Genomic DNA, 26,874 nt, shown 5'->3' with positions numbered 1-26,874 from the left:
GCTCAGTCCCCCAGTCCGGTGCCGGCCGCGGCCAGGGCCCGGGCCCCGGCCGCGTTGCCCGCGAGGTAGTCCTGTGCCGAGCCGCGGGCGATTCGCGCCAGCGCGACGAACTCGTCGTGCGCGCGCCGGACGTACGAGGCGAGCGCGGTCGCGGATGCCGTGTCCGCGGCCGCCAGGTCGGCCGTTTCGCGCAGGCCGCCGCCGGCGATGCCCGGGCGTGCGGCCGCGACGGCCGGGTCGGGCGGTTGCGGGGCGAACTGTTCCAGGCCGTCGGTCAGGCCGTGGATGTCTTCTCCCATCAGGGTTTCCCTTCGTCCACTGTGGTCATTTCACCGGGTGGCAGCCAGGCCAGCTGCAGCAGCTTGGGCGCCTCGCGGCGGCCGATCAGCCGGCCGCGCCCCGCCGGCAGCGGCTCGGCCTTGACCCCGCCGAGCAGCGGTCCTTCTTCCTTGTCGCCGGACAGCAGCAACCCGGGCGTGCCGACGTCGCGCAGCCGCGTGAGGAACGGCTCGAACAGCGCGCGCCCGGCCCCGCCGGTCCGCCGCGTCACGATGACGTGCAGGCCGATGTCACGGCCCTGGGCCAAGTGGTCCAGCAGCGGCAGGAACGGATTCGCCGCGGGGTTCACGACGAGGTCGTAGTCGTCGGCCAGCACGAACAGTTCCGGCCCGCGCCACCACGACCGCGTCCGCAGCTGGGCGGGGGTGACGTCGGGGCCGGGCAGCCGTTCGGCGACCCCGCGGGCGGCCTCGGCCAGGAGGTTCGCCGTCGACGCCGGGTCGGTGCCGTAGCCGAGCAGGTGCGGCTCGGACAGGTCCCCGAGCAGCCCGCGCCGGTGGTCGACGACGATGAGCCGCGCCTGCTCCGGCCGGTACGCCCGGGCGATGCGATGGGCCAGCAGACGCAGGAACGCCGTCTTCCCGGACTCGCCGTCGCCAAGCAGCAGCAGGTGCGGGTCGGCGGCGAAGTCCAGCCGCACCGGCCCCAGGTCCTGCTCGGCGATCCCCACCGCGAGCCGGTGCGTGGCCGGGTCGTCCACCACGGGCAGTTCCGCATACGGCAGCACGCCCGGCAGCAGCCGCACACTCGGCGCGGGCTTCCCCGGCCAAGCCCGCGCGACGGCTTCGACGAGCGCCGCGGACCCGGCCGGCAGGTCGTCGGCGGTGGCCCGCCCGTCGATCCGGGGCAGCGCGGTCAGCATCTGGTGGCGCCCGGTCGTGACGCCGCGACCGGGCGCGTTCTCCGGGACGAGCAGCTGGCTGGCCCGGTCGACCATGGTGTCGACCGGATCGCCGAGCCGCAGCTCCAGCCGCCCGCCGAACAGGTCGCGCACGGCCGGGCGCAGGTCGAACGACCGCGAGCAGGCCACCAGCAGGTGCACGCCGTAGGCGAGCCCGCGCGCGGCGATCCCCGCGACGACTTCCTCGAGGTCTTCGAAGTCCTTGCGCAGCGTCAGCCAGCCGTCCACCACGAGGAAGACGTCGCCGTACGGATCTTCGGCGAACTCGCCCGCGGCACGGCGGCGCCGGTACTCCGGCATGCCGTCGAGCTCCAGCTCGGCGAACCGGCGTTCACGGGCCGCGAGCACGCCGGCCACCTCGGCGACCGTGCGCCGGACCGCGCCGGCGTTCTGCCGCGCGGCGACGCTCCCGACGTGAGGCAGGCCCCGCAGCGTGGCGAGCGTGCCACCGCCGAAGTCGAGGCAGTAGAACTGCGTCTCGCGCGGCGTGTGCGTCAGCGCCAGGCTCGTGATGATCGCCCGCAGCGCGACGCTCTTGCCCGACCGCGGCGCGCCGACGACCACGGCGTGCCCGGCCGCGCCGGAGAAGTCCAGCTCCAGGAGGTCTCGGCGCTGGTCGAGCGGCCGATCGACGATCCCGGCGACGGCGCGCAGCTTCCCCTGCGGCCCGGGCCCGCCTGCGGTGAGCCCGCGCACCGGATCCACGACCGGTACCCCGAGCAGGCCGTCCATCGTGGACGGCTCGCGCAGCGGTGGGAGCCAAACCTGGTGCGCCGGCGTGCCCTTGCCGGTGAACCGGTCGACGAGGATGTCGAGCAGGCTCTCGCCGACGGCTTCGTCGAGGTCTTCCTCGGCTTCGGTTTCTTCGGTGACTTCCGGTGCGACGTAGGCGGTCGTGTACTCGCGCATCGCCGCCTGGTGCTCGCGGGGACCCGCGCCGGTCGTGCCCGGGCGGTGGACGCCGGAGACGTAGGCGGACCGGAACCGCGTCATGACCTCGGTGCCGAACTTGAGGAAGCCGTGGCCGGGCGCGCGCGGCAGCGTGAACGCCGCGGTGACGCCCAGCACCGCGCGGCTTTCCATGTCGGAGAACGTGCGCAAGCCGATCCGGTAGGACAGGTGGCCGTCGAGCCCGCGCAACCTGCCTTCCTCCAGGCGCTGACTGGCCAGCAGCAGGTGCACGCCGAGCGACCGCCCGACCCGTCCGATTTGGACGAACATGTCGATGAAATCCGGCCGGGCCGAAAGCAGCTCGCTGAACTCGTCGCAGACCACCAGCAGCGTCGGCACTTCGGCCAGCGGTGCGCCGGCGAGCCGGGCTTTCTCGTAGTCGCGCAGCGACGCGAAGTTCCCGGCCGCGCGCAGCAATTCCTGACGGCGGATCAGCTCGCCGTTGATCGCGTCGGCCATCCGGTCGACCAGCGGCAACTCGTCGGCGAGGTTGGTGATCACGGCGCTGGTGTGCGGGAGCCCGTCGAGGCGGGTGAAGGTCGCGCCACCCTTGAAGTCGATGAGCGCGAAGTTGAGCTGGTTCGGCGGGTGCGTGATCGCCAACGCGAGCACGAGGGTGCGAAGCAGCTCGCTCTTGCCGGACCCGGTGGCGCCGATCAGCAGGCCGTGCGGGCCCATGCCGTCCTGCGCGGACTCCTTGAGGTCCAGCTCGACCGGCGTACCGTCGGGGGTGATCCCGAACCGCACGCGAAGCCGGTCGCGGCTGGGCCGTGGCCGCCAGGTGTCGGCCGGGTCGAACGCGAAGGGGTCGCCGAGGTCGAGCAGGTCCTCCAGGCCCAGTTCGCCGCTGAGCGGCTGCTCCCCCCGCGGCCCGCCGGGCAGCCGCAGCGGCGCCAGCGTCCGCGCGAGCGCTTCGGCGGCGCTGAGCGCCATTTCGTCGGCGCGGCCGAGCTCCTCGGTGCCACCGGCGGTGCGGGCCCCGAGGGTTCCGTCGGGACCGACGGAAAGCTCGGCCGTGCCGCGGTCGAGCGCGCGGGGCACCGGTGAGCTGAGGTCGAGCACGGTGACGCCTTCGACGCCGCCGCCGGTCATCAGGTGGTCGGAGCCCAGGACGTCGCCGCCGTCGAGGACGACCAGCAGGTGCGGGGCCGGGGCGCGCCCGGCGCCGTCGGGGTCGAACCGCGGCCGGCCGGCGAGCAGGTCGTCGAGCATCGCCTCGAGCCCGGTCGCGGTCGGCGCGACCAGCCGCAGCGGGCCGACGGCGTCGGTGCGTTCCGGGTGCAGCGCGTGCGGCAGCCACTTGACCCAGTCCCATTCCGGAAGCCGGCCGGGCGCGGCGCAGACGGCGATCCGGACGTCGTCGGGTGCGTGCAGGACAGCCAGCTGGGCCAGCAGGGACCGGGCGAGCGCGGTGCGGCGGTCGCGGTCGCCGGTGAGGTGGAGGCGGGCGAACCCGTTGATCGAGACGGCGAGCGGGAGCCCGCCGACCGTGGTGTACGCCGTGACGAACCGGCGCAGCGCGAGCGCGGAAAGCGGCTCCAGCCGTTCGAGGGGCAGGGTGTCCGGCGGGACGATCGGGGTGGCCAGGGCCTGCGGACCCAGGCCGATCCGGGCGACCAGGAAGTCGGGGTCGGCGGCCCGTCGTTCCCACAGCCGCGGCCCGGCGGCCAGCGACCACAGCGTCGCCGGCTCGGGGTGCAGGTGGGCCAGCGCCGCGCGTTGCCGATCGATGGTGCGGAGCACGCGCATCCGGTGCTGGGCCAAACCGCGCAGGTACAGCCGCCGGGCGTGCGCCATCTCGCGCTTGCTCACCCCGCCGCCGTTGAGGAAGGCCGCGCAGAGCATGCCGAGGATCGCGACGCCGAACAGGCCGAGCACGACGTAGCGCAGCGCGCTCGCCGTCCCGCCGAAGCCGAGCAGCGTGCCGCCCATGATCGCCACCATCGGCAGGACCATCAGGGCCTGGGTCCACGTCCGCCCCGACGGCAGCGGGATCTCGGGCGGTGCCTCCAGCACCACCTCGCCGGACGGCATCGCCGGCCCGGCCGTCCGATCGCCGCGGTGCACCAAGGTTGTCGCCACCCGGCCATCGTCGGGCCTCGCGCGGCGGTGTGGGGCGGTGTGGCAGGAACGTGCCGTGACCGGGCCACGCGGGCCGCGCGGCACCTAGCGTCGACGCGGAAACGGTTACTCCGGTGAGAAAAGGAGCCGCGCGTGGCGAGCATGCAGGATCAGCTACACGGCGAAATGGACGTCCTCCAGCAATCGGCGAAGACCGCCGGTTCGGTGGCGGACAGCATCAACGGGCACCGGGCTTCGCTGCTGCCGGTGGTCGGCGCGATGCACGGGCAGTGGGTCGGGACGTCCTACGAAGCGTTCGTGCGCGCGCACGAACAATGGGATCAGGGCATCACCCGGCTGACCGCGGCATTGGGCAACCTCGGTGAGAACACGCAGTTCTCGGCCAACACCTACCTCAGCGCCGAAGACGCGGCGCGCGCCGGCATCGAATCCGCTCAGGGGCACAGCCCCTTCGGCGGCGCGCTGCGGGCCTGACTCCGGAAGGGGATTCTCGTGCTGATCAAGGGAAACTTCAGCGAGCTGCACCGGCTCACCGATCAGATCCGCAGCACCATCGGGCGGGTCGACCAGGAGATGAGCACCTGGCAGACGATGTCCGGCCAGACCGCCGAGGGCTGGCAGGACCAGGCGGGCGGGCAGTTCTCCGAGGTGAGTGCCGCCTGGCAGCAGGTTTCGCAGGCGCAGCAGCAGATGCTGGAGGCGCTGCGCGGCGGCGTCGACAACACCAACACCGAGTTGCAGCAGGCGCTGGCGTCGGCGAGGGCGCGGGTCGGGAGCACGTCGATCTGAGGCTGCTGACGAGGGGCGGTCCCGAGGTTCGGGACCGCCCCTTCTCAGTGCCCGCCGGGCAGCAGGAACGGCTCCGCGGCGACCGGTTCGCGGTCGGGACGCGGCGGCAGCGGCCGGGTCCGGGCCGGTGTCCACCGCCGGCGTTTCCCCCGGCGAAGGACGACGATCAGGGCGGTGCCCAGCAGAGTCGCGGCCAGCGCGACGGCGACTCCGGCCCGCGCCGCGCTGCCCTGCCGCGCCCACCACGCCGCGACGCTTTCGGCTTCGTGGTCGCGCGTGGTGGGCACCACGGACGGCAGCGGGGCCGCCGGGCGGGTGGTCAGCCCTTCGGTCACCGCCCGGTAGGGGTCGACCAGGCCGGCGCCGTACTCGAGGCTGCCCGCGCCGCCGGGCATCGGGGTCGCCGTCGCGATCAGCCGGTCGGCGACCTCGGCGGCGCTGAGGTTCGGCGCGGCCGCGCGGACGAGCGCGGCGGTGGCGGTGACGAAGGGGGCGGCGAAACTGGTGCCGTCAAAGTAGTCGTGGCCGCCCGCGCGGGTCGTGCTCAGCACGCCGGCCCCGGGCGCCACTATGTCCACATAGGACCCTACCTGTGAGCCCTGCGCCCGGTGGCCGCCGATGTCGATCGAGCCGACACCGAGGACGCCGTCGTACATCGCGGGGTAGGACGGGCCGGAGCCGCGGTTCCCGACGGCCGCGACGACGAGGACGTCGTTCTGCTGGGCGTGCCGAATCGCGTCGTGCACCATGGGGTCGTCGGCGTACCCGGAGAGGGAGAGGTTGAGCACCTTCGCCCCGGAATCCGCGGCGTACCAGATCCCCCGGGCGAGCACGACGGGGTCGATCGGGGTCGGGCGGCCGTCGTCGGCGAGGTCGCGGTCGGTGATCCGCACGGGCAGCACGGTGGCTCCGGGGGCGAGCCCTTGGAAGCCGACACCAGCCTGGGGCGCGGCGGCGATGATCCCGGCGACGGCCGTGCCGTGGGAGGCGCAGTCGAAGTCGCCGGGGAGATCGCCGGCGAGGAAGAAGTCCTTGCCGGGAAGGACTTTCCCGGCGAGCTGCGGATGGCCGGCGTCGACCCCGGAGTCGACGACGGCGACGGTGACCCCGGCTCCCGTGCTGTGGGTCCACACGCGACGGGGGTCGAGGGTGCGCTGAGCCCAAGGGAGTTCGGCGACGACGGGGTGCGCGCCTTCGGCGGTGGCACAGGCCCCGGCGGGCGGTGCGGCGGCCGCGGGCGGGGCGAGGGAGAGGAGCACCGTGGCGACGATCCCCGCCAACGCGGGCATGCTTCGGCTCATCACCCCATCGTCACGGCCGCGCTCGACGCCCGGGGCGCGCTGGCCGGAACCGGTCAAGCCCGAGTTCGAAGCCATGACGAGCACTCTCATGGCAGGGCCGGTTCGCCGCCACGGCCGGGGTCGTGAGTGTGAAACCGGGTTCTAACCCTGTTTCACACTCACGACCAGCCGCGGGAGGGACGCAAGGCGCGTGGGTCGAACCAGGCCAGGATGCGGCGGCCCGGGCGGGCTTTGGCCAGGCCGCGCCGCAGTTTCCGGACGGCCGACCACGCCCGATCGCGTTCACCGCCCGCCGCGGAAGGGGCCCACATCGCCGCGTCGAAGGCGTCGGCCAGTTCCGACAACCCCTCCCGCACTTCCGGCGGTGCCGAAGGTCCGACCGCGGAAAGCGCGTCCCGCACCGTCATCCCGGCCGTCAGCACCACGCCGTGCGCGCGCAGCCGATCGCGCGCTTCCGCCCACGCGCCCGCCACCGACTCGTAGCCTGGCCGGCGCCGCCGTCGCCACCCGCGGACCAGCCCCGCCACCGGCACTCCCGCCAGCCACAGCACCAGCAGCACCGCCGCCGGCACGGCGAACACCGGCCCCGGCACCGAAAAACCGGCGTCCGGGCCCGAGGTGCCGCCGGGTCCGGTGGCCGGCAGGCGGGGCGGGGCCACCTGGTCCGGTGGGGGCAGCGCCGCCCGGGCGCGCGCCGTCGTGTCGCCGAGGCCGCCTGACGGCGCCGCGGCCCCGGTCGGGTCCAGGGCTACCCAGCCGACACCGTCGACCGCGACTTCCGGCCACGCCAGCACGTCCGCGTTGCGCACCACCACGTCCCGGCCCGCGCCCGCCGGCGACCGGAAGCCGACCGCGAGGCGGGCCGGTATGCCGAGGAGCTTCGCCATCGCCACGTACGCCGCCGCGAACTGCTCGCTCGTCCCGGCTCGCGTCTCCAGCAGGAACCGCTTCAGCTGCGGCCAGCCGCTGCCGGTCGGCAACCGCTCCCCCGCGCGCACCACGCGGTAGTGGTCGCTGAAGTACTTCTCCAGCAGCAACGCCGTCTGGAACGACGGCCGCAGGTCGCGGACGGCGGCCCGCGCCAGCGCCGTGACCTCCGGTGGGACCGCGCCGACGTCACCGACGTCCCGGGCCGCGGCCGGGTCGACCCCGCGTCCCAGCAGCCCGGACTGGCCGCCCGGTTCCCACCACCGCAACCGGTACGCGGCGCCGTCGGCCGGGCCCGGCAGCCGCAGCTGGCCGGACGCGGCGTCGACGAACGGTGCCACTCCGTCCACTCCGGACACCAGCGGCTGGCTCGGCAGCCACGGGCCGAGCGAGCCGAACACCGTGACGTCGGCGGTCCGCAGGTCCGACGGTGGCGCCGCCGGGGCGGGCAGCGGTGCGCCGAGCCGCCGCGGTTCACCGCCCGGTGACCACGTGACGCCGTTGAAGCGGTCGAGGACGGCCAAGCGCCACCGGTCGACCGGCGTGCCGCTCGAGTACCGGAACACCGGCACCTCGGGGTGCAGCAGCCGTCCCGCGATCTCGGTCAGCGGGTTGGCCACGCGGCCCGGCGGCAGCGGCGCGGGCTGGTTCTCCTGCAACGAAAACGCCGGCGTCCCGGCCGGGTTCGCGACGCTGCCGGCGACGACTCCGGCGCAGCCGAGCGCGACCGCGGGCACCGCGGCGAGCAGCAGGGTCCCCACGCGCGGCAGTGGCGACGGGGTCGCCGGCCGGTCGGGCCCGGTCAGCACCAGCAGCAGCACCACCAGTGCGACGTAACCGGCCCCGACCACCAGCGCGGTCACCCCGGTCAGAGCGCCGTATGCCTGGCTGAGCACCAGAATCGGCAGCGAAGGCAGCAACGCGAGCAGCGGCCGTCGCCCGAGCAGCTCGACGGCCAGGACCGACGCGGCCAGCACGAGCAGCGGCACGAACAGCACCAGCGCCGGGTCCGCCGGCGCGGGCCACGTCGTCTGCAGGGTGAGCCGCCAGGAGTCGGTCACCCCGGCAGTGAGGACGCGCAGCGCCGCACCGGGTGAAGCGGTTCCGCCCACCACGATCTCGACCACGGCGGTCAGTCCGAGCACGACCGCGAGGACCGGACGCCAGGGCAGCAGCACCGGCCGCCGGGCGCACAGCTCCGCGACGCCGAAGCACACGACCCCAGCCGCGAGCACCGGCAGGCACAGCGCCCAGAACCCGAACACCGGCGCGAACAACAGGCCGGGCAGCACGGTCAGGAGCAGGACCACGGCCCGCGTCACGACGCCACCACCTCGGTCCACCGCCGCAACGCGGTGACAGCGTCCGGCGCGAGCAGCACGCGGATCGCGCCCGCGGGCGGCGCCGACGACCCCAGGACGACGGCGACCGTGCTCGCGTAGCGCAGTCGGACCGCCGCCACGGGCGCCAGGTCCGGCGCGCCGGTGGCCACGACGGTCAGGATGCCGCCGCGGTCGCGGCTCTCCGGCAGCAGAGGCGCGTCCGGCGGGGCGCCCGCGGTCAGCACGCACAGCTCGTCCAGCAGGCGCCGCACCGCTTGCGGGCCGGACGGCGTCGCGACGTCGACGCCGCCCGAGGTCACCAGCCGGCAGCGCTGCCCGGCCGCGGCGGCCGCCGCCAGCAGCGAGGCGGCGACGTCGACGGCTTCCTCGAACAGCGGGCCCGGCGGGCACCGGGTGTCCAGCACGACGGTGAACCGCGGCTGCTCCGGGTCGACGAAGTCGCGCACCATCAGCCGCCCGGTCCGGGCCGTCGCTCGCCAGTGCAGGTGCCGGACCTCGTCGCCGGGCACGTACTCGCGGACGTCGCGGAGGTCGTGCGAACCGTGCGGGGACAGCTCGGTGGTGACGCCCTCGTGGTGGTGGCGCGGGTGCCCGCCGACCGGCAGCCGCACCGGCCGCACCGTCGGGTGCACCCACAGCGTCGCGGTGTCCCCGGTGGTGAGCCGGACCCGGCCGAGTCCGAGCGGGTCACGGCGTTCCAGGGTCAGCGGCCCGACCTGGTGCCGGCCGCGGACTGCGGTGGGCAGCTCGTAGTGCTGCACCGACTCCGTTCCCGGCGGCAGCGCGCGGACGCGCACCTCGCGTGTCCCGGCGCCTACGCGGTCGCCCGCGGTGAACGGGCTCTGGCGCCGGCTCCCGGCGTTGCGGACCCGCAGCTGCGCGAACGCCGGACGGCCGCGGCCGACGCGGTCCGGGTAGACGTCCCGGGACACCGAGACGCGCACGCGGCGGGCGCCGGCGAGCAGGGCGCCGAGGACGGCCAGCAGCCCGGCCGCGCCGAGCGCGCGCGGCAGCGGCCAGCCTCCGGCCAGGCCGGTGGCGAGCAGGGCCACCGAGGTCACCGCCAGTCCGGTGCCCCGCGCGGTCGGGCGCGTCATCAGCCGACCGGGGTCCCGGCGGCCGGGGTGCGCATGGTCGGGGCCGGGGTGGCGGCCAGCACCTCGTCGAGGATGTCCGCGGGTTCGCGCTGGGCCAGCTCGGCGTCGGAGGTCAGGATCAGCCGGTGGGCCAGGACCGGCCGCGCGACCTCCTTGACGTCGTCCGGGGTCACGTACCCGCGGCCGTGGGTGGCGGCGATCGCCTGCGCGGTCCGGATCAGCGCGATGCTGCCACGCGGGCTCGCGCCGTGCCGAAGCGCGACGTGCGTGCGCGTCGCGGCGGCGATGCGGGCGGCGTACTCGCAGACCGCGGTGTCCACGTGGATCGCCCGCACCTGCGCGATCGCGGCGCGCAGCGTCTCCAGGTCGACGACCGGCGACAGCTCGTCGGGCCCGATCCCGGCCCGGTCGCTCATGATCACCAGTACTTCGGTCGCCAGGTCGGGATAGCCGACGGTCAGGCGCATGAGGAACCGGTCGAGCTGGGCTTCGGGCAGCCGGTAGGTGCCCTCCATCTCGATCGGGTTCTGGGTGGCGACGACGACGAACGGCGCCGGCACCTCGTGCCGTTCCGAGTCGACGGTGACGGTGCGCTCGGACATCACCTCCAGCAGCGCCGACTGGGTCTTCGGCGTGCCCCGGTTGATCTCGTCGGCCACCACGACGTTGGCGAAAATGCCGCCGGGGTGGAAGCGGAACGCCTCTTCCCCCTGGTGGTAGATCTGGACGCCGGTGATGTCGCCGGGCAGCAGGTCCGGGGTGAACTGGATCCGGTGGTAGCTGCCGCCGATGCTGCGCGCCAGGCACCGGGCCAGCGTCGTCTTGCCGAGCCCGGGCACGTCCTCGACCAGCAGGTGGCCCTCGGCGAGCACCGCGGCGACGGCCAGCCGCACCACCTGCGGCTTCCCGCGCAGCACCGTCTGCACGTTCGCCGCGATCCGCTCGTACACCTCGGCCGGTGTCGGCACGCTCATCCCCCTGTCCACTTGAGACGGTTCGACGTGATCGTCGCGCCGTCGCTGGTCGTGGTGACCCACACGGTGTGGCCGACCCCGAAGTAGTCGAACGCGCTGAACGACGCGCGCCCGCTCGAGTCGGTTTCCACCCCGTGACCTTCGTTGTCGTAGCCGGAATCCGTCGAGTGCGGATAAATGTCGAAGTGCGCGTTGGGCGCGAACCCGCTGAGCACCACGTGCATCTTCGCGCAGCCTTCGCGGTCCCACTGGGCGTCGCACTTCCCGCCGCGCGAGAGCGTCAGCTTCTCCGTGCCGACCGGCGTCACCGAGCCCGACGACGCGCCGGGCCCGTCGCCGACCTCGTTGACCGCCTTCACGGTGAACGTGTACGCCTTCCGGTTCGCCAGGCCCCGCACGGTGGTCGAGCGCGCCGAAGCGATCATCGTCACCGAGCCGCTGCTGCCCCCGCTCCACGTGACCTTGTACGCGGTCACCGGTGAGCCGTTGGCCGCGGCCGCGCCCCAGCTGACCGTCGCGGATCCGTCACCCGCCTTCGCGGAGACCTGCGTGGGCGCGCTCGGCGGGCTCGCCGCGACCGTGGGCGGCGGCGCGGGCGGCGGTTTCGGCGTCGACTTCGGAGTCGGCGCGGGCTTCGGCCGTTCCGTGCGCACCACCGTCCGCTCCGGCTGCTGCGGCGGCGCCGGCGGCGAGCTGCCGACGACCGGGGTTTCCGGCGGCGGCGGGCTGGGCGGCGGGCTCGTCGCCGCCGGGCGGCCCGCGGCCGGGACGTCGGACACCCTCCCGTCGTGGTCGAGCACCAGGACGTGCCGGCCCTGGTCGCCTTCGACGTAGACGCGGGCGTCGCCGCCCTGCACCAGTCTCGGCGTGCCGGGCTCGGGCGGGATCGGCTTGGCGTCGCGGGCCGCACCGGTGTGGTCGTAGGTCAGCAGCTTGTCGCCCGCCTTGTCGACCAGGGCGACGACGTCGCCGGTCGAGGCCGGGCCGTCGTAGTCGCCCGGCGGCAGCTGCGCGGAGATCGGCCGTTCCCGCTGTTTCGCCGGGTCGAACCCGGCCGGGTCCACCAGGTACAGGCGTTTGCTCTCCGGATCGAACAGCGCGATCCGGCCGCGCACGTCGGCCGCGGCCGGGCGGGTCGCGGCCGAGACCGGGACGTCCAGCGGCACCGCGGCGCCCTCGCCGTCGTCACCGACGGTGCGCAGCGTGCGGTCGTGGGTGTTGACGAAGACGGGTTTGCCGCCGACGAGGGTCATGCCGCCGGTGTCGCCGGGCTGGGCCGAGGCCGGGCAGGAGACCGACGAGTCGTCCTTGCGCAGCCGGCACAGCTGCCCGGTGTCGGTGCGGTTGAGCCAAAGTGTGCCGTCGGCGGTCGCGACCGGGTCGCCGAAGGGCCCCTCGACGTCGATCAGCTGGACCGCACCGCCGAGCCGCGCGATCTTGCCCGCGTTGCGGTAGGCGAGGTACGGGCCGCCCGCGGCTTCGATCGCGAGCCCGCGCTCGTCGTCGGGAGCCGGCTGCGGCGGCTGCGCGGCGAGGGTGGACTGGTCGAACATCGTGATGCCGCCGTCCTGTCCGACGACGTAGCCGCTGGTGTCGCCCTGCAGCACCTGGCTGCCGGGACGCCCGGGCACCTGGCCCGCGGAGTCGATCTGCGCGGTCGAGCCGTCGATGTGCAGCGCGGACTGCGTCTCCGAGTCGTAGAACCAGTGCCCGGCGGGCACGAAGTCGGTCCCGGCCGACGGTGTCTTGCCCGACAGCGCGACGACGGCGCCTCCGGCGCACAACGCCACGACGAGCACCAGCGGGATCCGGGAACGCAGCTTCTTGCCCCCCGGCAACCGCACTTTGATCCCCAGCTTCACGTGACGGAGTGTACGACACCGGATACATTCCCGGTCCATTTCCGCACCCCAGCAGTGTGATCACGCGCGAGAGCAGGCGAAAGATCCGGTGACGCTCAGTGGCGCTCGGGGGCCGGCGGCAGTTCCAGCTCGAAGATCGCGCCGCCCTCGTCGGCGTTGTACAGGTTGAGGCGGCCGCCGTGGGCCTGCGCGACCCAGCGCACGATCGACAGGCCCAGGCCGGACGAGCCGCTGCCGGTCCGGAACCGGTCGAACAGCTCCTCCGCCGTCGTGCTGTCGACGCCGGGGCCGTGGTCGGCCACGGTGACCCGGCCGCCGGCGACGGTGATGTGCACGACGGCCTGCTCCCCCGGCCGGCGTCCGTAGCGCAGCGCGTTGTCCAGGAGGTTGCCGATCGCGCGGCGGACCAGCACCGGGTCGACGAGCACGGTGCACGGCGCGGCGGTGAGCGTGACGCGGGCGCCCTCGGCCGGGGTGTCCTCGACCAGCCCGGCGACCAGCTGGTCGAGCCAGACCGGCTGCACGGTGAGCCGGTCGACCCCGGCCGCGAGCCGGGCGCGCACGAGCAGGCCGTCGATGATCTCGCCCATCTGGGCGGACAGTGCCACCGTGCGGGGCAGCAGCTCGGCGGACTCGGCCGGGTGCCGCTGCGCCGTCTCGGCGAGGGCGCGCAACGCGGCCACCGGGGTGCGCAGGTCGTGCGCGGTCTCGGCGAGCAGCTGTTCCTGCTGCTCGAGGGCGCTCGCCGCGGGCCGGATCGCGCGGCCGGACAGCAGCCAGCCGGCCAGGCCGAGCACCCCGGCGAGCACCACGGCGCCGCCGACCACCCAGAGCACCTGGCGCTCGTGGGCGTCGGCCTCGGCGCGGGCATCGGCCACCGCGACGACGGCCCCGGCGTAGCGGCCGGACTGGGCGCGGACGGGGTCGACGCGCATCCGCAGCGGGCTGCCGTCCGGGGCGTCGATCTCGCCGTAGAGGAACTTGCCCTGCTCGACGGCCTGCTGCGCGTAGCCGTTGAGCACGTTGACGTCGACCGCCACACACGAGCGGCCGCTCAGCTTCGCCGGGAACGTCCCGGACCCGCCGGGCAGCACGGCGAACTGCGGGCAGGCGTCGTTGACCTCGTCGCGGTCGACGCCGGCGGTGCTGATGCCGTCCGGGCCGTCGGCGCGCAGCAGCCGCTTGACCACGGACGTGACGCGGTAGAGCTCGTCGTCGAGGTGCTCGTCGCGCTGGCGGGAGTCGGCCGCGAGGACGAGCCAGGCGACCACGACCAGGCCGATCGTGTTCATCGCGGTGAACAGGATGGTGAGCAGCACGCGCAGGCGGCGCAGGCCGTCGGCCGAGGAGCGCGTCACTCCGCCGCCAGCCGGTAGCCGGCGCCGCGCACCGAGTGGATCAGGCCGGGTGCGCGCAGCTTGGCGCGCAGCCGCTTGACGACGGCGTCGACGACGTTGGCGACCGGGTCGGCCGAGCCGTCCCAGCAGTGTTCGAGCAGGTCTTCGCGGCTCACCACCTGCCCGGCGCGGATCAGCAGCACCTCGAGCACGGCGAACTCCTTGTCCGACAACGTCAGCAGCACCCCGCTCCGGCGGACCTCGCGGCGGGCACTGTCCAGCTCCAGGTCGGCGAGGCTCAGCACGGACGGCCGGAGCGTGCCGCCGCGCCGGCACAGGACGTGCACCCGAGCTGCCAGCTCGGCCGGGGAGAACGGCTTGACGAGGTAGTCGTCGCCACCGTGGGCGAAGCCGTCGACGCGGTCCTGGGTGCTGTCGCGGGCGGTGAGGAACAGGACCGGCACGGCCCAGCCGCGTCGGCGCCGGCGTTCGACGAAGTGCAGCGAGTCGCCGTCGGGCAGCATCCGGTCGAAGACGACACAGGCGACGTCGCCCGCACGCAGGGCGGCGTCCGCGCCGGCCAGGTCGGCGGCGGTCACGACGGCGAGGCCCCCGGCGGTGAGCTCGGTGGCCACCGCGAAGCGCAGGTTCTCGTCGTCCTCGACGACCAGCACCCGGGTCGTTGTCATCGAATCCTCATGTCCGGTCGCGCAGGCTGAGCACAGCAGACCACGAGGGGGGTGCCAGCGATGCCGGCGACCACGCTGCCCGAGGTGTCCACCGGGCCATTGTCCACAGTGTCCCTTCCCGCGTTGTTCTCCGTGCTCGGACCGGTCCGGGTGCGCGGGGTCCGCGGCGCCCGGAAGCCACTGGCGGTGCTGACCGCACTGCTGCTCCACGCTAACGAATGGGTGGACGTCGAGCAGCTGATCGCGGCGACTTGGCAGGAACAGGACGCGCCGGCGTCCGCCGAGGCGAACCTCAAGACCTACATCTGGCACTGGCGCCGGACACTCCCGGACGCCCTCGGCGGCCCCCGCATCGAGCGCGGCGAACACGCCTACCGGCTTCGGGTGGAGCCGGGCGACCTCGACGTCGACCACGTCGAGCTGCTGGCCGGGCAGGGCCGTCGCGCACGGGACGAGGGCTCTCGTGCGCGGGCCGCGGCCCTGTTCGGCTCGGCGTTGAAGCTGTGGCGCGGCAGGCCGTTCGACGGGCTCCGCGCGGACTCCGGCCTGGGCACGGTGACGTGGCTGGAGGGCGTACACCGCAACCTGCGGCTGGAACTGGCGGAGCTGTCCGGCTCGCTCGGGCGGTTTCGCGAAGCCGAGACGCTGCTGAGGGGGCTGGTGGACGAGGACCCGTGGTGGGAGCAGCCGTGGGTCTGCTGGATGGGGCTGCTGTGCGACCGGGGCCGGCCGGGTGACGCGATAGCGCTGTACCGCCGGGCCCGCGCGGCGCTCCGGAGCGACCTGGGGGTCGAGCCGGGGCCCGAGCTGACGACGGCGTTCCGGAAGGCGGTCGAAGGCGAGGTGCGCGATGGCCGGCGCTGAGTCCGGGGAGCGGCCGACGGTCCTGGCGGCGATCAACCCGGCGGTGGCCGGTCCGGTGGCCCCGGCCGCCACCCACACCCCGGCCACCCCGCCGCCGGTGGTCGCGGCCGCCGTCCGCGGTCCCCTGCCGCATTCCGCGCCGCTGTCGCTGCCCGCGAACAGGCCCGCACCACCGGCCGCCGTCGCCCGACCGCCCGCCGAACCTCCGCGACCGCTTCCCCGCCCCGGCGCCTTCGTCCGCTGGGAATGCGCCGCCGCGCTGGTCGCCGCATCCCTCACCCAGCCCTGGCCCGTCACCGCGGCCGCGACACTCGCCGCCGCCGGGCTCGGCGGTAGCACCATCCGCGTCCGGAACCGCGGCCTCGCCGAACTCGCCGCACGCGGTCTCGGCTACTGGGCCCGCCCCCGCGACCTCACCCTGCCACCGCACGAACGGGCCGCCGCGCTGCTGAGCCACCTGCTGCCCGCCGTCAGCTTCGGGGCCACCGAACTCGCCGGTGTCCCCGTCCTGGTGATCCGGCATGCGGGCGGCGTCGCGGCCGTCACCGAACCCACCACCACCGGGCCGCGGTGGGTTTCGCCCGCCGTCCTGCTGCCCGAGGCCGGACCCGACGGGCCTTACCCCGGTGTGCAGGGGATCTTCCACGCGGGCGGGGAGCCCGGCTCGCCGCCGCGGCGGTGGTTCGGCGTGCACGCCGTCCGCACCGCCGAGCACGCCGACGACGAGCTGCTCACCCTCGTTCTGCGCAACACCCTGCGCCGCGTGCTGCGTGGCCTCGCCCAGCACGGCGTGCCCGCCGAACCGCTCGGCCGCGAAGCCGGGCTCGCCACCATCGCCGCGCTCGCGCACGTCACCGGCGGCCGGACCGAGCTGCGCGAAGAGTGGCGCCGCTGGCGCACCGGAGGAGTCTCCCAGGTGTGCTTCCGGCTCGACGGCTGGAACGCCGTGCCCGGGCCGGTCACCGAACGCCTGGTGGCCGGTCTGCTCAGCCGGCCGGCCGGCGTCGCCGTCACCTTGGCGGCGCAGGCCCGGCGCACGCCGCGCGGCAGCACGACCAGCGCCGCCCTGCGCCTGGCCGCCCGCTCCCCCACCGCGCTCGACGCCGCGCTGCCCGGGCTCGCCCGCTGGTGCGCGGGCCACGGCCTGCGGCTCCACCGCCTCGACGGCCACCACCTCACGGGCGTCACCACCACGCTCCCGATCGGAGGGACCTCAGAATGACCACGCCCCGCGACGATCTGCTGGCGGACGCCCGCCGCGAAGTCCTCGTCATGAGCACCTCGGGCCCGGCGGCCCGCGCGCCGCTCGGCGCCGTCCGGCCGAACGACCACGTCCACCTGGGCCGCGGCGTCAGCTACCGGATCCTGGTGCCCGACACGGCCCGGACGGCTCCGGCGCTGAGCCGGCGGCTCGGCACCCTCGCGCTGGCCGGGGCGTCCGTGCGCACCCTGCCCACGGTCCCGACCGACGCGCTCGTGCTCGACCGCTCGCTCGTCGTCCTGCCCGCCGACCGCGCGATCAGCTCTTCCGGCGTGCTCGCGTTCCGGCTGCCCGGCGTGGTGACGACGACGGTCGAGCTGTTCGACCGGCTCTGGCCGGCGGCGACCCCGCTGATCGAGGGCGGCCACGACGAAGAGCTCGACCAGCGCCAGGCCCGGCTGCTGGAGCTGCTCACCACCGGCCACACGGACGAGTCCGCCGCGGCCGAACTCGGTGTGTCGGTCCGCACCGTGCGCCGCATGGTCGCCGACATCATGCGGCGCCTCGGCGCGCGCAGCCGGTTCCAGGCCGGGGTCAAGGCCGCTGACCGTGGCTGGCTGCTGGCCGAAGTGGGCTGACCGGGTGCCGGGTATTACTGTCCGGACGTGTGCGTGTGCTGATCGTCGAAGACGACCCCGACCTCCGGCTCGCGGTAGGCGCCGCGCTGCGCGGGGCCGGATTCGCCGTCGACGCGGTCGACGACCTGCCCGCCGCCGACGAGGCGCTCTGGGTGAACAGCTACGACTGCGCGGTCCTGGACCGGATGCTGCCCAGCGGCGACTCCGTCGGATTCCTCGCGGCGAAGCGCACGGCCGGCCTGCTGACGCCGGTCCTGTTCCTCACCGCGCGCGACGCCGTCGCCGACCGCATCGCCGGGCTCGCCCACGGGGACGACTACCTCGTGAAACCCTTCGCGGTGGACGAGCTCGTGGCCCGCGTCCGCAGCCTGTGCCGCCGGGCGCCGCGGGCCGCCGAGCCGGTGGTGCTGCGCTGCGGCGACCTCGAAATGGACCTCGGCAGCCGGCAAGTGCGCCGCGGCGGCGTGCTGCTGACGTTGACGCGCACCGAGTTCGCGGTTCTGGAGCTGCTGGCGCGGCGCGCGGGCGAGGCGGTCCCGAGGGCCGAGCTGCTCGCGCACGGCTGGGACGAGATGGCCGCCCCGGCGACCAACGTCCTCGACGTCGTCATCGCGCAGCTGCGGCGCAAGCTCCGGCCGCCGTCGCTCATCCACACCGAGCACCGCGTGGGCTACCGGCTGGCGCCGTGAGCTCGTGCGCGGTGGCGAAGTTGCGACGCTCGACCGCCTTCGCCGCCTGCCGCACGGTAGCGGCGATCGCCGCCGCCAGCGCTTTCGAGTCGTGGCAGGCGCGTGGGCTCACCGCGAGGTCCGCGAGCCGGCCGTCGCCGGTCACGGTGGCGCTGATCAGGCCGTCGTCCGAGATCGCCGTCTCCCGGACACCCGGCAGTTCGTCGCGGAACCGCGCCAGGCTGTCGCGCAGCGCGGGAAAGCCGGCGAGCCCCTCGAGCACGGGCTCGAAATCGAACTCGGCTTCCGAGGCCAGCGTGTCGAGCACCCTCGCGGCCAGCCGGTCCGGCGCCCGCAGGACGCGGGGATCGAGCCACAGCCGCACCAGTTCGCCCCGTTCGCCGAAGGCGGCGCGGACAGTGCCGTCGGGAGACATCTTTTCGGTCACCGACCGGCCGCCATCGTGGCCCGGGCCCGCTGGTCGGCCGCCGCGTAGTCCGCGGCGGACGCCCGGCCGGCTTCGGCGGTCGCGGCGAAGTCCGGCGCGATGAGCCCGGCGGCCTGGCGCACCGCGTCGCTCGTTTTCGTGTAGCCGTCGCGGAAGGCCGCGCCCAGCACCCCGGTGCCGATCGCCGGCTCCCCCGCCGTGATGGCCGCATCGCCGGCACGCCAAGCGGTCCGCAGAGCCGTGCCGCTGTCGGCGAGGGCCTTTGCGCCGCGGTCGACGGTGTCGGTGTCCATACCCATCTGATCGCCCGCTGCTGTGGTCACCCGCCCAGTTTCCGGGGTGCGCGCGGCGCTGAACCGGCGGTGGCCGCTTTCGGCCACCGCGCGTGCTTCCGTTCGCACGAACGGAATCCTGGAGCCATGCCCATCGCCGAACCCACCGACGCCCTGTGGAGCGCGGTGAAAGCCAAGGTCCCGTGGCCCGACACGAACGAAGACTCCGTGCGCACGCTCGCCGGCTCCTGGGAGTCGGCGGCCGGGGCGTTCGACCGGGCCGCGGCGACGAACACCGCCGACCTGACGACCTCGTGGACCGACACCGCCGGTGTCGCGATGTTCACCCGCGCTCACCGGGTGCTGACCCAGGCCGGGGACAACGGCCAGGCGATGCGGCAGGTCGCGGCCCGGGTGACGGCGTTCGCCGACGAGGTCGCCGCCGCGAAACAGTCCCTTGTGGACCTGATCGCGAAGAACGCGCCCACTTACCAGAATCTCGCCAAGCTGCCCGCCGGGGCCGCCGATTCCTACCGGGCGCAGTTCGCGAGCCAGGTCGCCGTGCTGGCGCAACGAGTGCTGGCGGACAGCGCGGGCCGGATTTCGAAGGGCGTCGGGGCTCCGCTGCCGGCGCCCGACCACGGCCCGCCACCGGCGGCGCCACCGCCCGGCGACCCGGCGGCGGTCAAAGCCTGGTGGGACGGGCTGTCCGACGCCGACCGGGCGAAGGTCATGCAGGACGCCCCGGACTCGATCCGCAACCGCGACGGCATCCCCGCGACCGTCCGAGACTCGCTCAACCGGGCCGCGCTCGACCGGGAGATCGACACCGCGAACGCCGCGCTCAAAGCCGACCGGAACCAGGGCTACAACCCCTACACCGGTGGCGGAGGCGGCGTTCCGGACGGCGGCGACAGCGCTCTGCGGGAGCGGGTGCGCGGCCTGACCGCCCTGCGCGACCGGCTGAACGGGGGCGGGCCACCGGCATTCCTGCTGGAGCTCGACACGACCGCGGACGGCAAGGGTGTCGTCGCGACCGGGAACCCCGACACCGCGGCGAACGTCACCACCTACGTCCCGGGGACGATGGCCGACCTGAACAGCATCGCCGCGGACATCCACCGCGCCGACGCGATGTACGACGCCGCGCAGGCCGCGGGCTCACCGTCCACTTCGGTCATCACGTGGGTCGGCTACGACGCGCCGGACGAACTCTACAACGCAGCGAGCGAATCCTACGCCGACGGCGGGAAGGCCGACCTGCAAACGTTCCAGGACGGCCTGCGCGCCACGCACGCGGGCCCCGCTTCGCACAACACCGTGCTGGGCCACAGCTACGGCACCACCACGATCGGGCACGCCGCCCGCGACGGCGGCCTGAACGCCGACGACGTGGTCTTCGTGGCCAGCCCGGGCGTCGGTGTCGACCACGCGGACCAGCTGCACCTCGACGGCGTCGACCAAGCGCACGTCGCCGAGCACGTCCACTCGACGACCGCGGCGAACGACATGATCCACATCACGAACATCAAGGTGAACACCGAACCCTCCGTGGCGGGTGGCCCGCTCGACCCCGGCCAGGACATCGCGCTGGGCCCGGACCCGGCGGACCCGGCCTTCGGTGGCGAGGTCTTCGAGTCGGCGCCGGGCACCCCGGGCTGGTTCGGCGGCTTGAGCGGCGCGGCACACAGCGAATACTGGGACCCGGGAAACCCGTCCTTGCCGACGATCGGCGACATCATCGCCGGCCGGCGGACTTGACCGGCAGGAACCGGACAAGTGCCGTCACCGCTGGGAAATGGGTGTTATCACTGTTCCATGCGTCGAAACATTCCCGTTCTGGCAGTGGTTTCCGTCGGACTGGCCGGTTGTGGCAGCGCACCGGTGGCACAGGCACCGTCCGCGCCTTCGGTATCGACGACCAGACCGGCGACGACATCTTCGGCCGTCCCGTCGACCACGGCCACACCCACGACGACTTCCAGTTCCCGCAACCCGAATCCGCCCGCGCCGCCCAGCACCAAGGTGCGAGACTGCTTCGACGGCGACTGCACGCTGCCGCTCTCCAAGCCCACCACGATTCCCCTGGATGCCGCCAAGTTCCACTACTCCTCGCTGCGGGTGACGGCGATCAGCGCCGACAGCCTCACGTTCAGCGTCGCCTACCCGCAGGGCGGGGGCGCCGAGTCGAGCATCGGCCCGGGTCTCGGTGGGGCGAGCTTCGGGTTCCGCGGCTCCCCGTCGATCGAGGTCGGCTTGACGCAAGCAGGCGGCAAGCCGGCGTTGGTGCTTCAGCCCGGGGCGATCACGTGATCCGGGCCGCGGCCCCCACCGGCGCGGCGCCGGCAACGGTGAAACGAGGAATCTGTGTCGTTCCCTTGGTGGTTCTGACCGCCGGGTGCGGCGGCGAGGCACCGCCGGCCGAGGTGCCGACGCCGGCCGTCACTTCGTCGTCGTCCGCGGCACCGACCGCCGCCGACGGCAGTGACTACGCCGCATGCGCCGACGGCACCTGTGAGGTGCGGGTAAGGGGCCCGGCGGACATCCCGCTGACCGGTCAGGGCGGGCTACACCGGATCTCCGTCGACTCCGTGACCGCCGACGGGATCGGCTTCGCCACCGACAGCGGCGCCACCGGCACCCTCACACCCGGATGCGTGCTGACCTTGTACGAGAACGGGAGTGGCTCCAGCTGCAGCAGCGGTGCACCCCAGAAGCCGAAACCCGTGGACGGCGTGCTGGCCTTGCAGATCGCCGACCTGCGAGACGGCACCGCGATCCTCCGGCTCATCTCAGGCAAGGTCGGGCCACCGCCCGCCTCACTGCGGCCGCCGCTCCCCCCGCCGCCGTGGACCCGATGATCCGAGGGCTGGACGAGACGAAGAACCCTCAGTACCAGCTGCTTCTCCGCCACGCCCGGGCAACCGGACGTGTGAGACATCGTGGATGTCGCTCCACCCGGCGAAACTCGCGCAGTTCCGCGGCCACCGGCTTCGTTCACACGCGAGGAGGGCGCCGCCTCGACCAACGGGGCGCCGACGCAGAGCATGACGTTCGCGCCCACCCGTTCGACGGGTTCTTGCCGAGCTTGCGGATCACTTGAGCGACCGCGCAGAAGAGGCTGCTCGTCGGCCGCAACGCCATCCGTGCCCTTCGCGACGCGGAGGCGGTGACCGCTCGCCTGCGGGGTGAGCGCCGTCCGTCACGCAGGGCCCTGACCGCTGTGACGCGAACGCGTCGCCACCTGATCGGTCACGACGCCGGTGGGCGTTGGTGATTCGCGGCCTCGATGCCGCTGGTCCGACGGCAATCGTCGACGGGGCCGCCACACGACAGATATGGACGGTGCGGAACCTCGTCGCGGAACGCCGCCACCGCGCACTCGGCCGCGCTGTTCGCCGTTTCCGGGGCGACGACGACGCTGCCGGCGATCATCGTCGCCGGGTCGAGCGGAATCGCGCGAATCCGGGTCGAGCGCACCTCGGCGACCTGGTCGGCGGGCAGCACCGTCCAGCTCCGCGGCTCCGAACCCACTTCGACGATCGTGTCCTGAAGCGTGCCGGTCGGCCGGCCCGCCTTCGGGTGCAGCCCGGTGTCGCGCAGAGCCGAGACCACCGCGTCGTGCAGCGGTGGGTCGTACTCGCGGGCCGGGACGCGCAGCGTGTCGTCCGCCAGCTCGGCCAAGCCGACGGCCTCCCGGTCCGCGGCCGGGTGGTGCCGGGACACCACCGCGAACAGCCGCTCGCTCCACGTCGGCAGCACCTCGAGCCCGGGCGCGGAACGCACGCCCCGGGCCAGCGCCAGGTCGAGATCACCCTGCCGGAGCGCGGCGAGCCGGGCCTCGACCGGCAGATCGACCAGCACCACGTCGAACTCCGGCGCCCGCTCGCGCAGCGCGTCGATACCGCGTTCCAGCCGGGCAGTCATCCCCGCGGCCGTGCCGATGCGCACGGTCGTCGGGACCTGCTTCGCCGCTATCTGCACTTGGCCGGCCGCGGCGAGCGTGTTGCGCGCCGCGTCGAGCACCCGCCGCCCCGCCGGGGTGAGCCGGACCCGCCTGGGAGACCGGTCGAGCAGCCGGACCCCGAGCTCGCGCTCCAGCCGGGCGATCTGCTGGCTGACGGCCGGTTGCGCAACACGCAGCCGCTCGGCCGCCCGGCCGAAGTGCAGCTCGTCGGCGACGGCGACGAAGTAACGCAGTGCCCGCAACTCCACAGTCCCCATCCCGCCTGACCTCGACGATAAGGCAACCTTATCGCAGCACGTACCGATTGAGGCTGGTTCGCGCCGCCGACCGGTGCTGAAGTCGTGATCATGACAATCGAACTGGGACGGCTCGGCGCGTACCTGATCACTGCCGAAGCGGCCACAGAGGATGCCGTCGCGCTGGAGGAAGCCGGCTACGGCGCGATCTGGCTGGCCGCGTCGCCGACCGCGGATCTCCTCCCGGCGGAGCGGCTGCTCGACGCCACCAACCGGATCGTGGTCGGCACCAGCGTGATCAACGTGTGGCAGGAAAACGCGGAAGAGGTAGCGGACTCCTACCACCGGATCGCGGGCAAGCACCCCGGCCGGCTCCTGATCGGCATCGGCGCCGGCCACCGCGAAGTCAACGCCGACTACGCGTCACCGGTAGCGAAGATCGCGAGCTATCTGGACGCGCTGACCGCGGCGGGCGTCCCCGCCGAGCGCGTGCTGCTGGCCGCGCTCGGCCCCAAGATGCTCCGCCTGGCGGGTGATCGCGCCGCGGGCACGATCACGCTGCAGGTGACGCCCGAACACACCCGCCTCGCCCGGCAGGCGCTCGGTCCGGGCAAGCTGGTGGTGCCCGGCCACGGCGTCGTGCTGGACACCGATGCCGAACGCGCTCGAGAGGCCGGCCGGGCCGTCGTCCGGCCCATCTTGGGCATCGCCAACTACGCCAACAACCTCCGAAGGATCGGCTACACCGACGAGGATCTCACCGACCCGTACAGCGACCGGTTGATCGACGCGCTCGTGCTGCACGGCGACGCGACGGCCATCGCGGCGGGCATCGACGCGGAACTGGCGGCGGGGGCGAACCACGTCGGCGTGTACGCGGCGGGTGAGGACGTGATCGGCGTTCTGCAGGCGATCGCCGAGGCAGCTCGCGTTGAGAAGGCGCTGCGGACGTAACCGCAGCTCTGGGTGCACTTGGTGGGTGGTCGGCACGACGGCAATGGCGCAGCAAACCGACGCTGCCTGGTTCCAGGCCGGCGCGGCTGGGCTGGGCGTCGCGGCTATTGCGGCGCGGAAAGGCGTTCGCTTTGCGCGCTCTCCACACGCAACATCATCAATTTCCCGATGTTTAGATGTCTGCCTACGGTCACCTGCACCTGACGGAAACCTCGGACGACGTCATGGCGCCAGTCCGGCGAGACCTTCCGCCGGACTGGCGTGAACGTCAAGAAGAAGCTCTCGAACGGCTCAAGCCCGAGCCCGGTACCGGTCGGGTCACCTTGGTGGCACCTGGACATCGGCGGCCCTGGTCGGCCGTCTGGAGCAAAGGTGCCGATGTCGAACCCGGTGAATACCTTGATGCCGAGACCTTTCGCGAAGTCGTCGAGTGGGCCTTCGCGCGGACCGCCGACGTCTATCTTCGCGAGCGCACCGGCGAACTCACCCGGCTCGCGCCGCTTCCCGAAGCCTGACGACTATCCCGCCGCCCGCGTGCGGTGGTTGGCGATGAAGCGTGCCTTCTTCTGACGGTTGCCGCACGTGTTCATGTCGCACCACCTGCGCGTGCGGCTTTGGCTCGTGTCGAAGAACGCTGCCTGGCACGTCGGTGACGCGCACAACGCCAACCGTCCGTCTCTCTCGCCCGCGATGATGCTGATCGCGTCCTCCGCGATCACGCCCAGGGCGTCCTCTACGCACGTGAGTTGCCACCGCCGCTTGCCTTCGGGCGTCAGAACAGCCGCGGCTTGCCCCGCAGCGCTGCGGGAATTGATGACGTGCACAGCAGCAGACGGGAGCGGGGCCTCAGTAGCAGCCGCGGTCGCAGCCGCGTGGATTGCTTCCCTCAGCTCGCGTGCGAGTTCGAGCTGCGCGGAAGTGCACGACTCCACCGCCAAGCCGCTCACCGACAGCCAATCGAGCAGCCGCTGCGGTGTCGGGATGCGCTCCACCGCGTTTCCGTGCCGCTCCGACAGCGTCCCCGTGAAGCTCGTCGCCAGCACCGTGCCCAGGCGGAACTCGGGGAACCCAGCGCGCATGGAACCAGCTTAGCAGGTTGCCTCTCCCCGGAGACGCGTGTTAGAACCGTCTTAGGTGGTTCACGCGATGACCAGGGAGGTCTCATGATCACGCGATTCGAAGCCCACGCCCCCGACGCCGACCTCGACGACCTGCGTGCGCGGCTTGCCGCCGCTCGGCTTCCGGAAGCCGAAACCGCCGGGGACCAAGGCGTTCCTCTCGCCGATCTCGCCGAGGTCGTCGACTACTGGCGCACGGAGTACGACTGGCGCGCCTTCGAAACGCGCCTCAACCGGGTCGGGCAGTTCCGGACCACCATCGACGGCCTCGGCATCCACTTCCTGCACCGGCGATCCACACGCGCCGACGCCACTCCGCTGATCCTGACGCACGGCTGGCCCGGCAGCGTGGCCGAATTCATCGACGTCATCGACGAAATCGCGGATCCGGCCGACGCCGACGCCCCCGCCTTCCACGTCGTCGCCCCGTCCTTGCCCGGCTTCGGGTACAGCGACAAGCCGACCGCGCCCGGGTGGGGTACCGAAAAGATCGCCGCCGCCTGGGTCGAACTCATGGGCCGGCTCGGCTACCAGCGGTTCCTGGCCCACGGCGGTGACTGGGGCGGCGTCATCACCACCATCCTCGGTGGCCTCTTCCCGGAGCAGGTTCTCGGCATCCACACCCTGACCCCGCAAGCGCCGCCCGGGTTGAGCAGCGACAACCTGACCGCGTCCGAACGGGAATGGGCCGAGGAAACCCGCGATTTCTGGCTCCACCGCGCGGCTTACGCGAAGCAGCAGGCGGCCCGGCCGCAGACCATCGGCTACTCCCTCGTCGACTCGCCCGTCGGTTTGCTCGCCTGGATCCTCGACAAGTTCACCGAGTGGACCGACGTGACCGTTCCCCGAGACCGCGTTCTCGACGACGTCACGCTCTATTGGCTGACGCGGACCGGCGCGTCAGCCGCCCGGATCTACTACGAAAGCCACGACTCGCTCGATCCCGATCTCCGGGTCGACGTTCCCGCGGCGATCAGCGTGTACCCCCGCGACATCGAGAAGTGCCCGCGACCCTGGGCACAGGAACGGTTCCGGCGGATCGTCCGGTGGACCACCCCCGAAACCGGCGGCCACTTCCCGTCGCTCGAGGTTCCCGGGTATTTCGTCAACGACCTGCGCGCGAGTCTCGCGGCCGTGCAGCGCTGCTGAGCCGCCGGTGGAACGCGCGGATGTGCGCTTCGCTGCGGTCGGCCGCCAGCGCCGCGTCGCCCGCCGCGATCGCTTCGACTATTCCGCGGTGCTCCGCGCGCAGCTGCTCTCGTAACGACGGCCAGTCCGGCTCGGCGCGCATCCCGCTCAGCAGCGCGCCGCGCAGGGATTCGCGGATCGCCGCTGTCAGCTCGCCCACCAGGCGGTTGCCGCCCGATTCGGCGATCGCCAGGTGGAACGCCGTGTCCAGCGGGTTGAACTCCTCGCGGTCGAGGTCCTGCTCCATCTCCTCGAGCAGTTCGTGCAGCCGGGTCAGGTCCGCCGGGTGGCCGGCGGCCGCCGCCGCGCTCGTCCGCTCCACCATCACCCGGGCTTCCGTCAGGTCCTCCACCGGGAACGACGCCGCCGCGAGGTGCAGCTTCAGCAAGCGGGACAACGCCTTCGCCGGCGCCGGGACGATCACTGTGCCGGAATCGGCCCCGGTGCCCTGTTGTGAGCGGACCACGCCCTGCGCCTGCAGCACGCGCAGCGCCTCCCGCACCGCCTGGCGGCTCGCGCCCAGCATCGCGGCCAGTTCCCGCTCCGGCGGCAGCCGGTCGCCCGGCCCGAGCGCGCCGGAAACCAGCTGCTCCTCGATCCGGTCGATGATCAGCTCGTAGGTGGGGACCCGCGGGAGCGGACCCCAGCTCGGTGTCGCCAACGTGCACCCCTCCCGTTGCCTGGATCGTAGCGGGTGGCTATGGTTCGACCATAGCCACCCACCCGCT

At 73.6% G+C, this 26,874-nt stretch carries 27 protein-coding genes; 12 read left to right on the top strand and 15 right to left on the bottom strand.

Going from position 1 to position 26,874, the window contains the following annotated elements:
* Nucleotides 1-2 precede the first annotated feature (2 nt).
* A complete protein-coding gene (locus tag QP939_RS26210; RefSeq protein ID WP_285459539.1) occupies nucleotides 3-299 on the bottom strand; it encodes a hypothetical protein in 297 nt (98 codons plus the stop codon).
* On the bottom strand, nucleotides 299-4,273 hold the full coding sequence (gene eccCa, locus QP939_RS26205; RefSeq protein WP_434219664.1) for a type VII secretion protein EccCa: 3,975 nt from the start codon (nucleotides 4,271-4,273) through the stop codon (nucleotides 299-301). Before eccCa ends, QP939_RS26210 begins: the two co-directional genes overlap by 1 nt.
* Before the next feature lie 141 nt (nucleotides 4,274-4,414).
* On the opposite strand from eccCa, the gene QP939_RS26200 reads away from it, so the two are divergent.
* Together QP939_RS26200 and QP939_RS26195 are read left to right on the top strand one after the other, a co-directional pair.
* The gene (locus QP939_RS26200; RefSeq protein ID WP_244180950.1) at nucleotides 4,415-4,747 is read left to right on the top strand and encodes a WXG100 family type VII secretion target; all 333 of its coding nucleotides are present in this window, start codon (nucleotides 4,415-4,417) and stop codon (nucleotides 4,745-4,747) included.
* Nucleotides 4,748-4,765: 18 nt separating this feature from the next.
* A complete protein-coding gene (locus tag QP939_RS26195; protein ID WP_285459537.1) occupies nucleotides 4,766-5,062 on the top strand; it encodes a WXG100 family type VII secretion target in 297 nt (98 codons plus the stop codon).
* Nucleotides 5,063-5,106: 44 nt separating this feature from the next.
* Here the strand turns inward: QP939_RS26195 and mycP are convergent, their stop codons facing one another.
* From mycP to QP939_RS26160, 7 genes are all read right to left on the bottom strand, one after another.
* The gene (mycP, locus tag QP939_RS26190) at nucleotides 5,107-6,438 is read right to left on the bottom strand and encodes a type VII secretion-associated serine protease mycosin (protein ID WP_285459536.1); all 1,332 of its coding nucleotides are present in this window, start codon (nucleotides 6,436-6,438) and stop codon (nucleotides 5,107-5,109) included.
* A gap of 83 nt (nucleotides 6,439-6,521) precedes the next feature.
* The gene (locus tag QP939_RS26185) at nucleotides 6,522-8,612 is read right to left on the bottom strand and encodes a transglutaminase TgpA family protein (RefSeq protein ID WP_285459534.1); all 2,091 of its coding nucleotides are present in this window, start codon (nucleotides 8,610-8,612) and stop codon (nucleotides 6,522-6,524) included.
* Complete coding sequence (locus QP939_RS26180) at nucleotides 8,609-9,730, bottom strand: DUF58 domain-containing protein (protein WP_285459532.1); 1,122 nt, start codon at nucleotides 9,728-9,730, stop codon at nucleotides 8,609-8,611. The genes QP939_RS26185 and QP939_RS26180 overlap by 4 nt, the downstream gene beginning before the upstream one ends.
* Nucleotides 9,730-10,704 (bottom strand): AAA family ATPase, encoded by a 975-nt coding sequence (locus tag QP939_RS26175; protein WP_285459530.1) that lies wholly within the window; start codon nucleotides 10,702-10,704, stop codon nucleotides 9,730-9,732. Before QP939_RS26175 ends, QP939_RS26180 begins: the two co-directional genes overlap by 1 nt.
* The gene (locus QP939_RS26170) at nucleotides 10,701-12,566 is read right to left on the bottom strand and encodes a fibronectin type III domain-containing protein (RefSeq protein WP_285459528.1); all 1,866 of its coding nucleotides are present in this window, start codon (nucleotides 12,564-12,566) and stop codon (nucleotides 10,701-10,703) included. The genes QP939_RS26175 and QP939_RS26170 overlap by 4 nt, the downstream gene beginning before the upstream one ends.
* Before the next feature lie 95 nt (nucleotides 12,567-12,661).
* Nucleotides 12,662-13,924, bottom strand: coding sequence for a sensor histidine kinase (locus QP939_RS26165; protein WP_285459527.1), 1,263 nt, complete (start codon nucleotides 13,922-13,924; stop codon nucleotides 12,662-12,664).
* On the bottom strand, nucleotides 13,921-14,592 hold the full coding sequence (locus QP939_RS26160) for a response regulator transcription factor (protein WP_285459525.1): 672 nt from the start codon (nucleotides 14,590-14,592) through the stop codon (nucleotides 13,921-13,923). The genes QP939_RS26165 and QP939_RS26160 overlap by 4 nt, the downstream gene beginning before the upstream one ends.
* Before the next feature lie 60 nt (nucleotides 14,593-14,652).
* Between QP939_RS26160 and QP939_RS26155 the strand changes: the two genes are divergently transcribed.
* The 4 genes from QP939_RS26155 to QP939_RS26140 are packed head-to-tail and all read left to right on the top strand — an operon-like array spanning nucleotide 14,653 to nucleotide 17,984.
* A complete protein-coding gene (locus tag QP939_RS26155; protein ID WP_285459524.1) occupies nucleotides 14,653-15,456 on the top strand; it encodes an AfsR/SARP family transcriptional regulator in 804 nt (267 codons plus the stop codon).
* Nucleotides 15,443-16,678, top strand: coding sequence for a type VII secretion protein EccE (locus QP939_RS26150; protein ID WP_285459522.1), 1,236 nt, complete (start codon nucleotides 15,443-15,445; stop codon nucleotides 16,676-16,678). The genes QP939_RS26155 and QP939_RS26150 overlap by 14 nt, the downstream gene beginning before the upstream one ends.
* Nucleotides 16,675-17,295 (top strand): helix-turn-helix transcriptional regulator, encoded by a 621-nt coding sequence (locus tag QP939_RS26145; RefSeq protein WP_285459520.1) that lies wholly within the window; start codon nucleotides 16,675-16,677, stop codon nucleotides 17,293-17,295. Before QP939_RS26150 ends, QP939_RS26145 begins: the two co-directional genes overlap by 4 nt.
* Nucleotides 17,296-17,324: 29 nt before the next feature.
* Entirely contained in the window at nucleotides 17,325-17,984 is a 660-nt protein-coding gene (locus tag QP939_RS26140) for a response regulator transcription factor (RefSeq protein ID WP_285459519.1), read from the top strand.
* Here QP939_RS26140 and QP939_RS26135 read toward each other — a convergent pair.
* The gene (locus QP939_RS26135) at nucleotides 17,941-18,411 is read right to left on the bottom strand and encodes a YbaB/EbfC family nucleoid-associated protein (protein WP_285459517.1); all 471 of its coding nucleotides are present in this window, start codon (nucleotides 18,409-18,411) and stop codon (nucleotides 17,941-17,943) included. The genes QP939_RS26140 and QP939_RS26135 overlap by 44 nt on opposite strands.
* Nucleotides 18,408-18,812 carry a hypothetical protein gene (locus tag QP939_RS26130; protein ID WP_285459515.1) on the bottom strand — a complete coding sequence of 135 codons (405 nt, stop codon included), beginning with the start codon at nucleotides 18,810-18,812 and terminating at the stop codon, nucleotides 18,408-18,410. Before QP939_RS26130 ends, QP939_RS26135 begins: the two co-directional genes overlap by 4 nt.
* Before the next feature lie 18 nt (nucleotides 18,813-18,830).
* Here QP939_RS26130 and QP939_RS26125 point away from each other — a divergent pair, with 18 nt between their 5' ends.
* Nucleotides 18,831-20,444 carry an alpha/beta hydrolase gene (locus QP939_RS26125; RefSeq protein WP_285459514.1) on the top strand — a complete coding sequence of 538 codons (1,614 nt, stop codon included), beginning with the start codon at nucleotides 18,831-18,833 and terminating at the stop codon, nucleotides 20,442-20,444.
* Nucleotides 20,445-20,491: 47 nt separating this feature from the next.
* On the opposite strand, the gene QP939_RS26120 is transcribed toward QP939_RS26125, so the two are convergent.
* Nucleotides 20,492-20,707, bottom strand: a complete 216-nt coding sequence (locus tag QP939_RS26120; protein ID WP_285459513.1) for a hypothetical protein — start codon at nucleotides 20,705-20,707, stop codon at nucleotides 20,492-20,494.
* A 1-nt stretch (nucleotide 20,708) separates the two neighbouring features.
* On the opposite strand from QP939_RS26120, the gene QP939_RS26115 reads away from it, so the two are divergent.
* Together QP939_RS26115 and QP939_RS26110 are read left to right on the top strand one after the other, a co-directional pair.
* The gene (locus tag QP939_RS26115) at nucleotides 20,709-20,996 is read left to right on the top strand and encodes a hypothetical protein (protein ID WP_285459512.1); all 288 of its coding nucleotides are present in this window, start codon (nucleotides 20,709-20,711) and stop codon (nucleotides 20,994-20,996) included.
* Nucleotides 20,993-21,544 carry a hypothetical protein gene (locus QP939_RS26110; protein WP_285459511.1) on the top strand — a complete coding sequence of 184 codons (552 nt, stop codon included), beginning with the start codon at nucleotides 20,993-20,995 and terminating at the stop codon, nucleotides 21,542-21,544. Before QP939_RS26115 ends, QP939_RS26110 begins: the two co-directional genes overlap by 4 nt.
* Before the next feature lie 391 nt (nucleotides 21,545-21,935).
* Here QP939_RS26110 and QP939_RS26105 read toward each other — a convergent pair whose 3' ends face one another.
* On the bottom strand, nucleotides 21,936-22,907 hold the full coding sequence (locus QP939_RS26105) for a LysR family transcriptional regulator (RefSeq protein WP_285459510.1): 972 nt from the start codon (nucleotides 22,905-22,907) through the stop codon (nucleotides 21,936-21,938).
* 90 nt (nucleotides 22,908-22,997) lie between these two features.
* On the opposite strand from QP939_RS26105, the gene QP939_RS26100 reads away from it, so the two are divergent.
* Together QP939_RS26100 and QP939_RS26095 are read left to right on the top strand one after the other, a co-directional pair.
* On the top strand, nucleotides 22,998-23,840 hold the full coding sequence (locus tag QP939_RS26100) for a TIGR03620 family F420-dependent LLM class oxidoreductase (protein ID WP_285459509.1): 843 nt from the start codon (nucleotides 22,998-23,000) through the stop codon (nucleotides 23,838-23,840).
* Between the two features lie 176 nt (nucleotides 23,841-24,016).
* The gene (locus tag QP939_RS26095) at nucleotides 24,017-24,355 is read left to right on the top strand and encodes a hypothetical protein (RefSeq protein WP_285459507.1); all 339 of its coding nucleotides are present in this window, start codon (nucleotides 24,017-24,019) and stop codon (nucleotides 24,353-24,355) included.
* Between the two features lie 3 nt (nucleotides 24,356-24,358).
* Here the strand turns inward: QP939_RS26095 and QP939_RS26090 are convergent, their stop codons facing one another.
* Complete coding sequence (locus QP939_RS26090) at nucleotides 24,359-24,919, bottom strand: CGNR zinc finger domain-containing protein (RefSeq protein WP_285459505.1); 561 nt, start codon at nucleotides 24,917-24,919, stop codon at nucleotides 24,359-24,361.
* A gap of 84 nt (nucleotides 24,920-25,003) precedes the next feature.
* Between QP939_RS26090 and QP939_RS26085 the strand changes: the two genes are divergently transcribed.
* On the top strand, nucleotides 25,004-26,107 hold the full coding sequence (locus QP939_RS26085) for an epoxide hydrolase family protein (RefSeq protein ID WP_285459504.1): 1,104 nt from the start codon (nucleotides 25,004-25,006) through the stop codon (nucleotides 26,105-26,107).
* Here the strand turns inward: QP939_RS26085 and QP939_RS26080 are convergent.
* On the bottom strand, nucleotides 26,064-26,807 hold the full coding sequence (locus QP939_RS26080; protein ID WP_285459502.1) for a FadR/GntR family transcriptional regulator: 744 nt from the start codon (nucleotides 26,805-26,807) through the stop codon (nucleotides 26,064-26,066). The two genes, QP939_RS26085 and QP939_RS26080, sit on opposite strands and share 44 nt — an antisense overlap.
* Between the last annotated feature and the right edge of the window lie 67 nt (nucleotides 26,808-26,874).

The sequence above is a fragment of the Amycolatopsis nalaikhensis genome (genome assembly GCF_030264295.1).
Classification (GTDB): domain Bacteria; phylum Actinomycetota; class Actinomycetes; order Mycobacteriales; family Pseudonocardiaceae; genus Amycolatopsis; species Amycolatopsis nalaikhensis.
This window is presented reverse-complemented; position numbering and strand designations above follow the sequence as displayed.

Coding starts and splice junctions, on each gene's coding strand:
- QP939_RS26095 (WP_285459507.1), top strand. CDS start 24,017: ATGTCTGCCTACGGTCACCTGCACCTGACGGAAACCTCGGACGACGTC.
- QP939_RS26145 (WP_285459520.1), top strand. CDS start 16,675: ATGACCACGCCCCGCGACGATCTGCTGGCGGACGCCCGCCGCGAAGTC.
- QP939_RS26160 (WP_285459525.1), bottom strand. CDS start 14,592: ATGACAACGACCCGGGTGCTGGTCGTCGAGGACGACGAGAACCTGCGC.
- QP939_RS26125 (WP_285459514.1), top strand. CDS start 18,831: ATGCCCATCGCCGAACCCACCGACGCCCTGTGGAGCGCGGTGAAAGCC.
- QP939_RS26085 (WP_285459504.1), top strand. CDS start 25,004: ATGATCACGCGATTCGAAGCCCACGCCCCCGACGCCGACCTCGACGAC.
- QP939_RS26150 (WP_285459522.1), top strand. CDS start 15,443: ATGGCCGGCGCTGAGTCCGGGGAGCGGCCGACGGTCCTGGCGGCGATC.
- QP939_RS26200 (WP_244180950.1), top strand. CDS start 4,415: ATGCAGGATCAGCTACACGGCGAAATGGACGTCCTCCAGCAATCGGCG.
- QP939_RS26100 (WP_285459509.1), top strand. CDS start 22,998: ATGACAATCGAACTGGGACGGCTCGGCGCGTACCTGATCACTGCCGAA.
- QP939_RS26180 (WP_285459532.1), bottom strand. CDS start 9,730: ATGACGCGCCCGACCGCGCGGGGCACCGGACTGGCGGTGACCTCGGTG.
- mycP (WP_285459536.1), bottom strand. CDS start 6,438: ATGGCTTCGAACTCGGGCTTGACCGGTTCCGGCCAGCGCGCCCCGGGC.
- QP939_RS26175 (WP_285459530.1), bottom strand. CDS start 10,704: ATGAGCGTGCCGACACCGGCCGAGGTGTACGAGCGGATCGCGGCGAAC.
- QP939_RS26155 (WP_285459524.1), top strand. CDS start 14,653: ATGCCGGCGACCACGCTGCCCGAGGTGTCCACCGGGCCATTGTCCACA.
- QP939_RS26090 (WP_285459505.1), bottom strand. CDS start 24,919: ATGCGCGCTGGGTTCCCCGAGTTCCGCCTGGGCACGGTGCTGGCGACG.
- QP939_RS26105 (WP_285459510.1), bottom strand. CDS start 22,907: ATGGGGACTGTGGAGTTGCGGGCACTGCGTTACTTCGTCGCCGTCGCC.
- QP939_RS26210 (WP_285459539.1), bottom strand. CDS start 299: ATGGGAGAAGACATCCACGGCCTGACCGACGGCCTGGAACAGTTCGCC.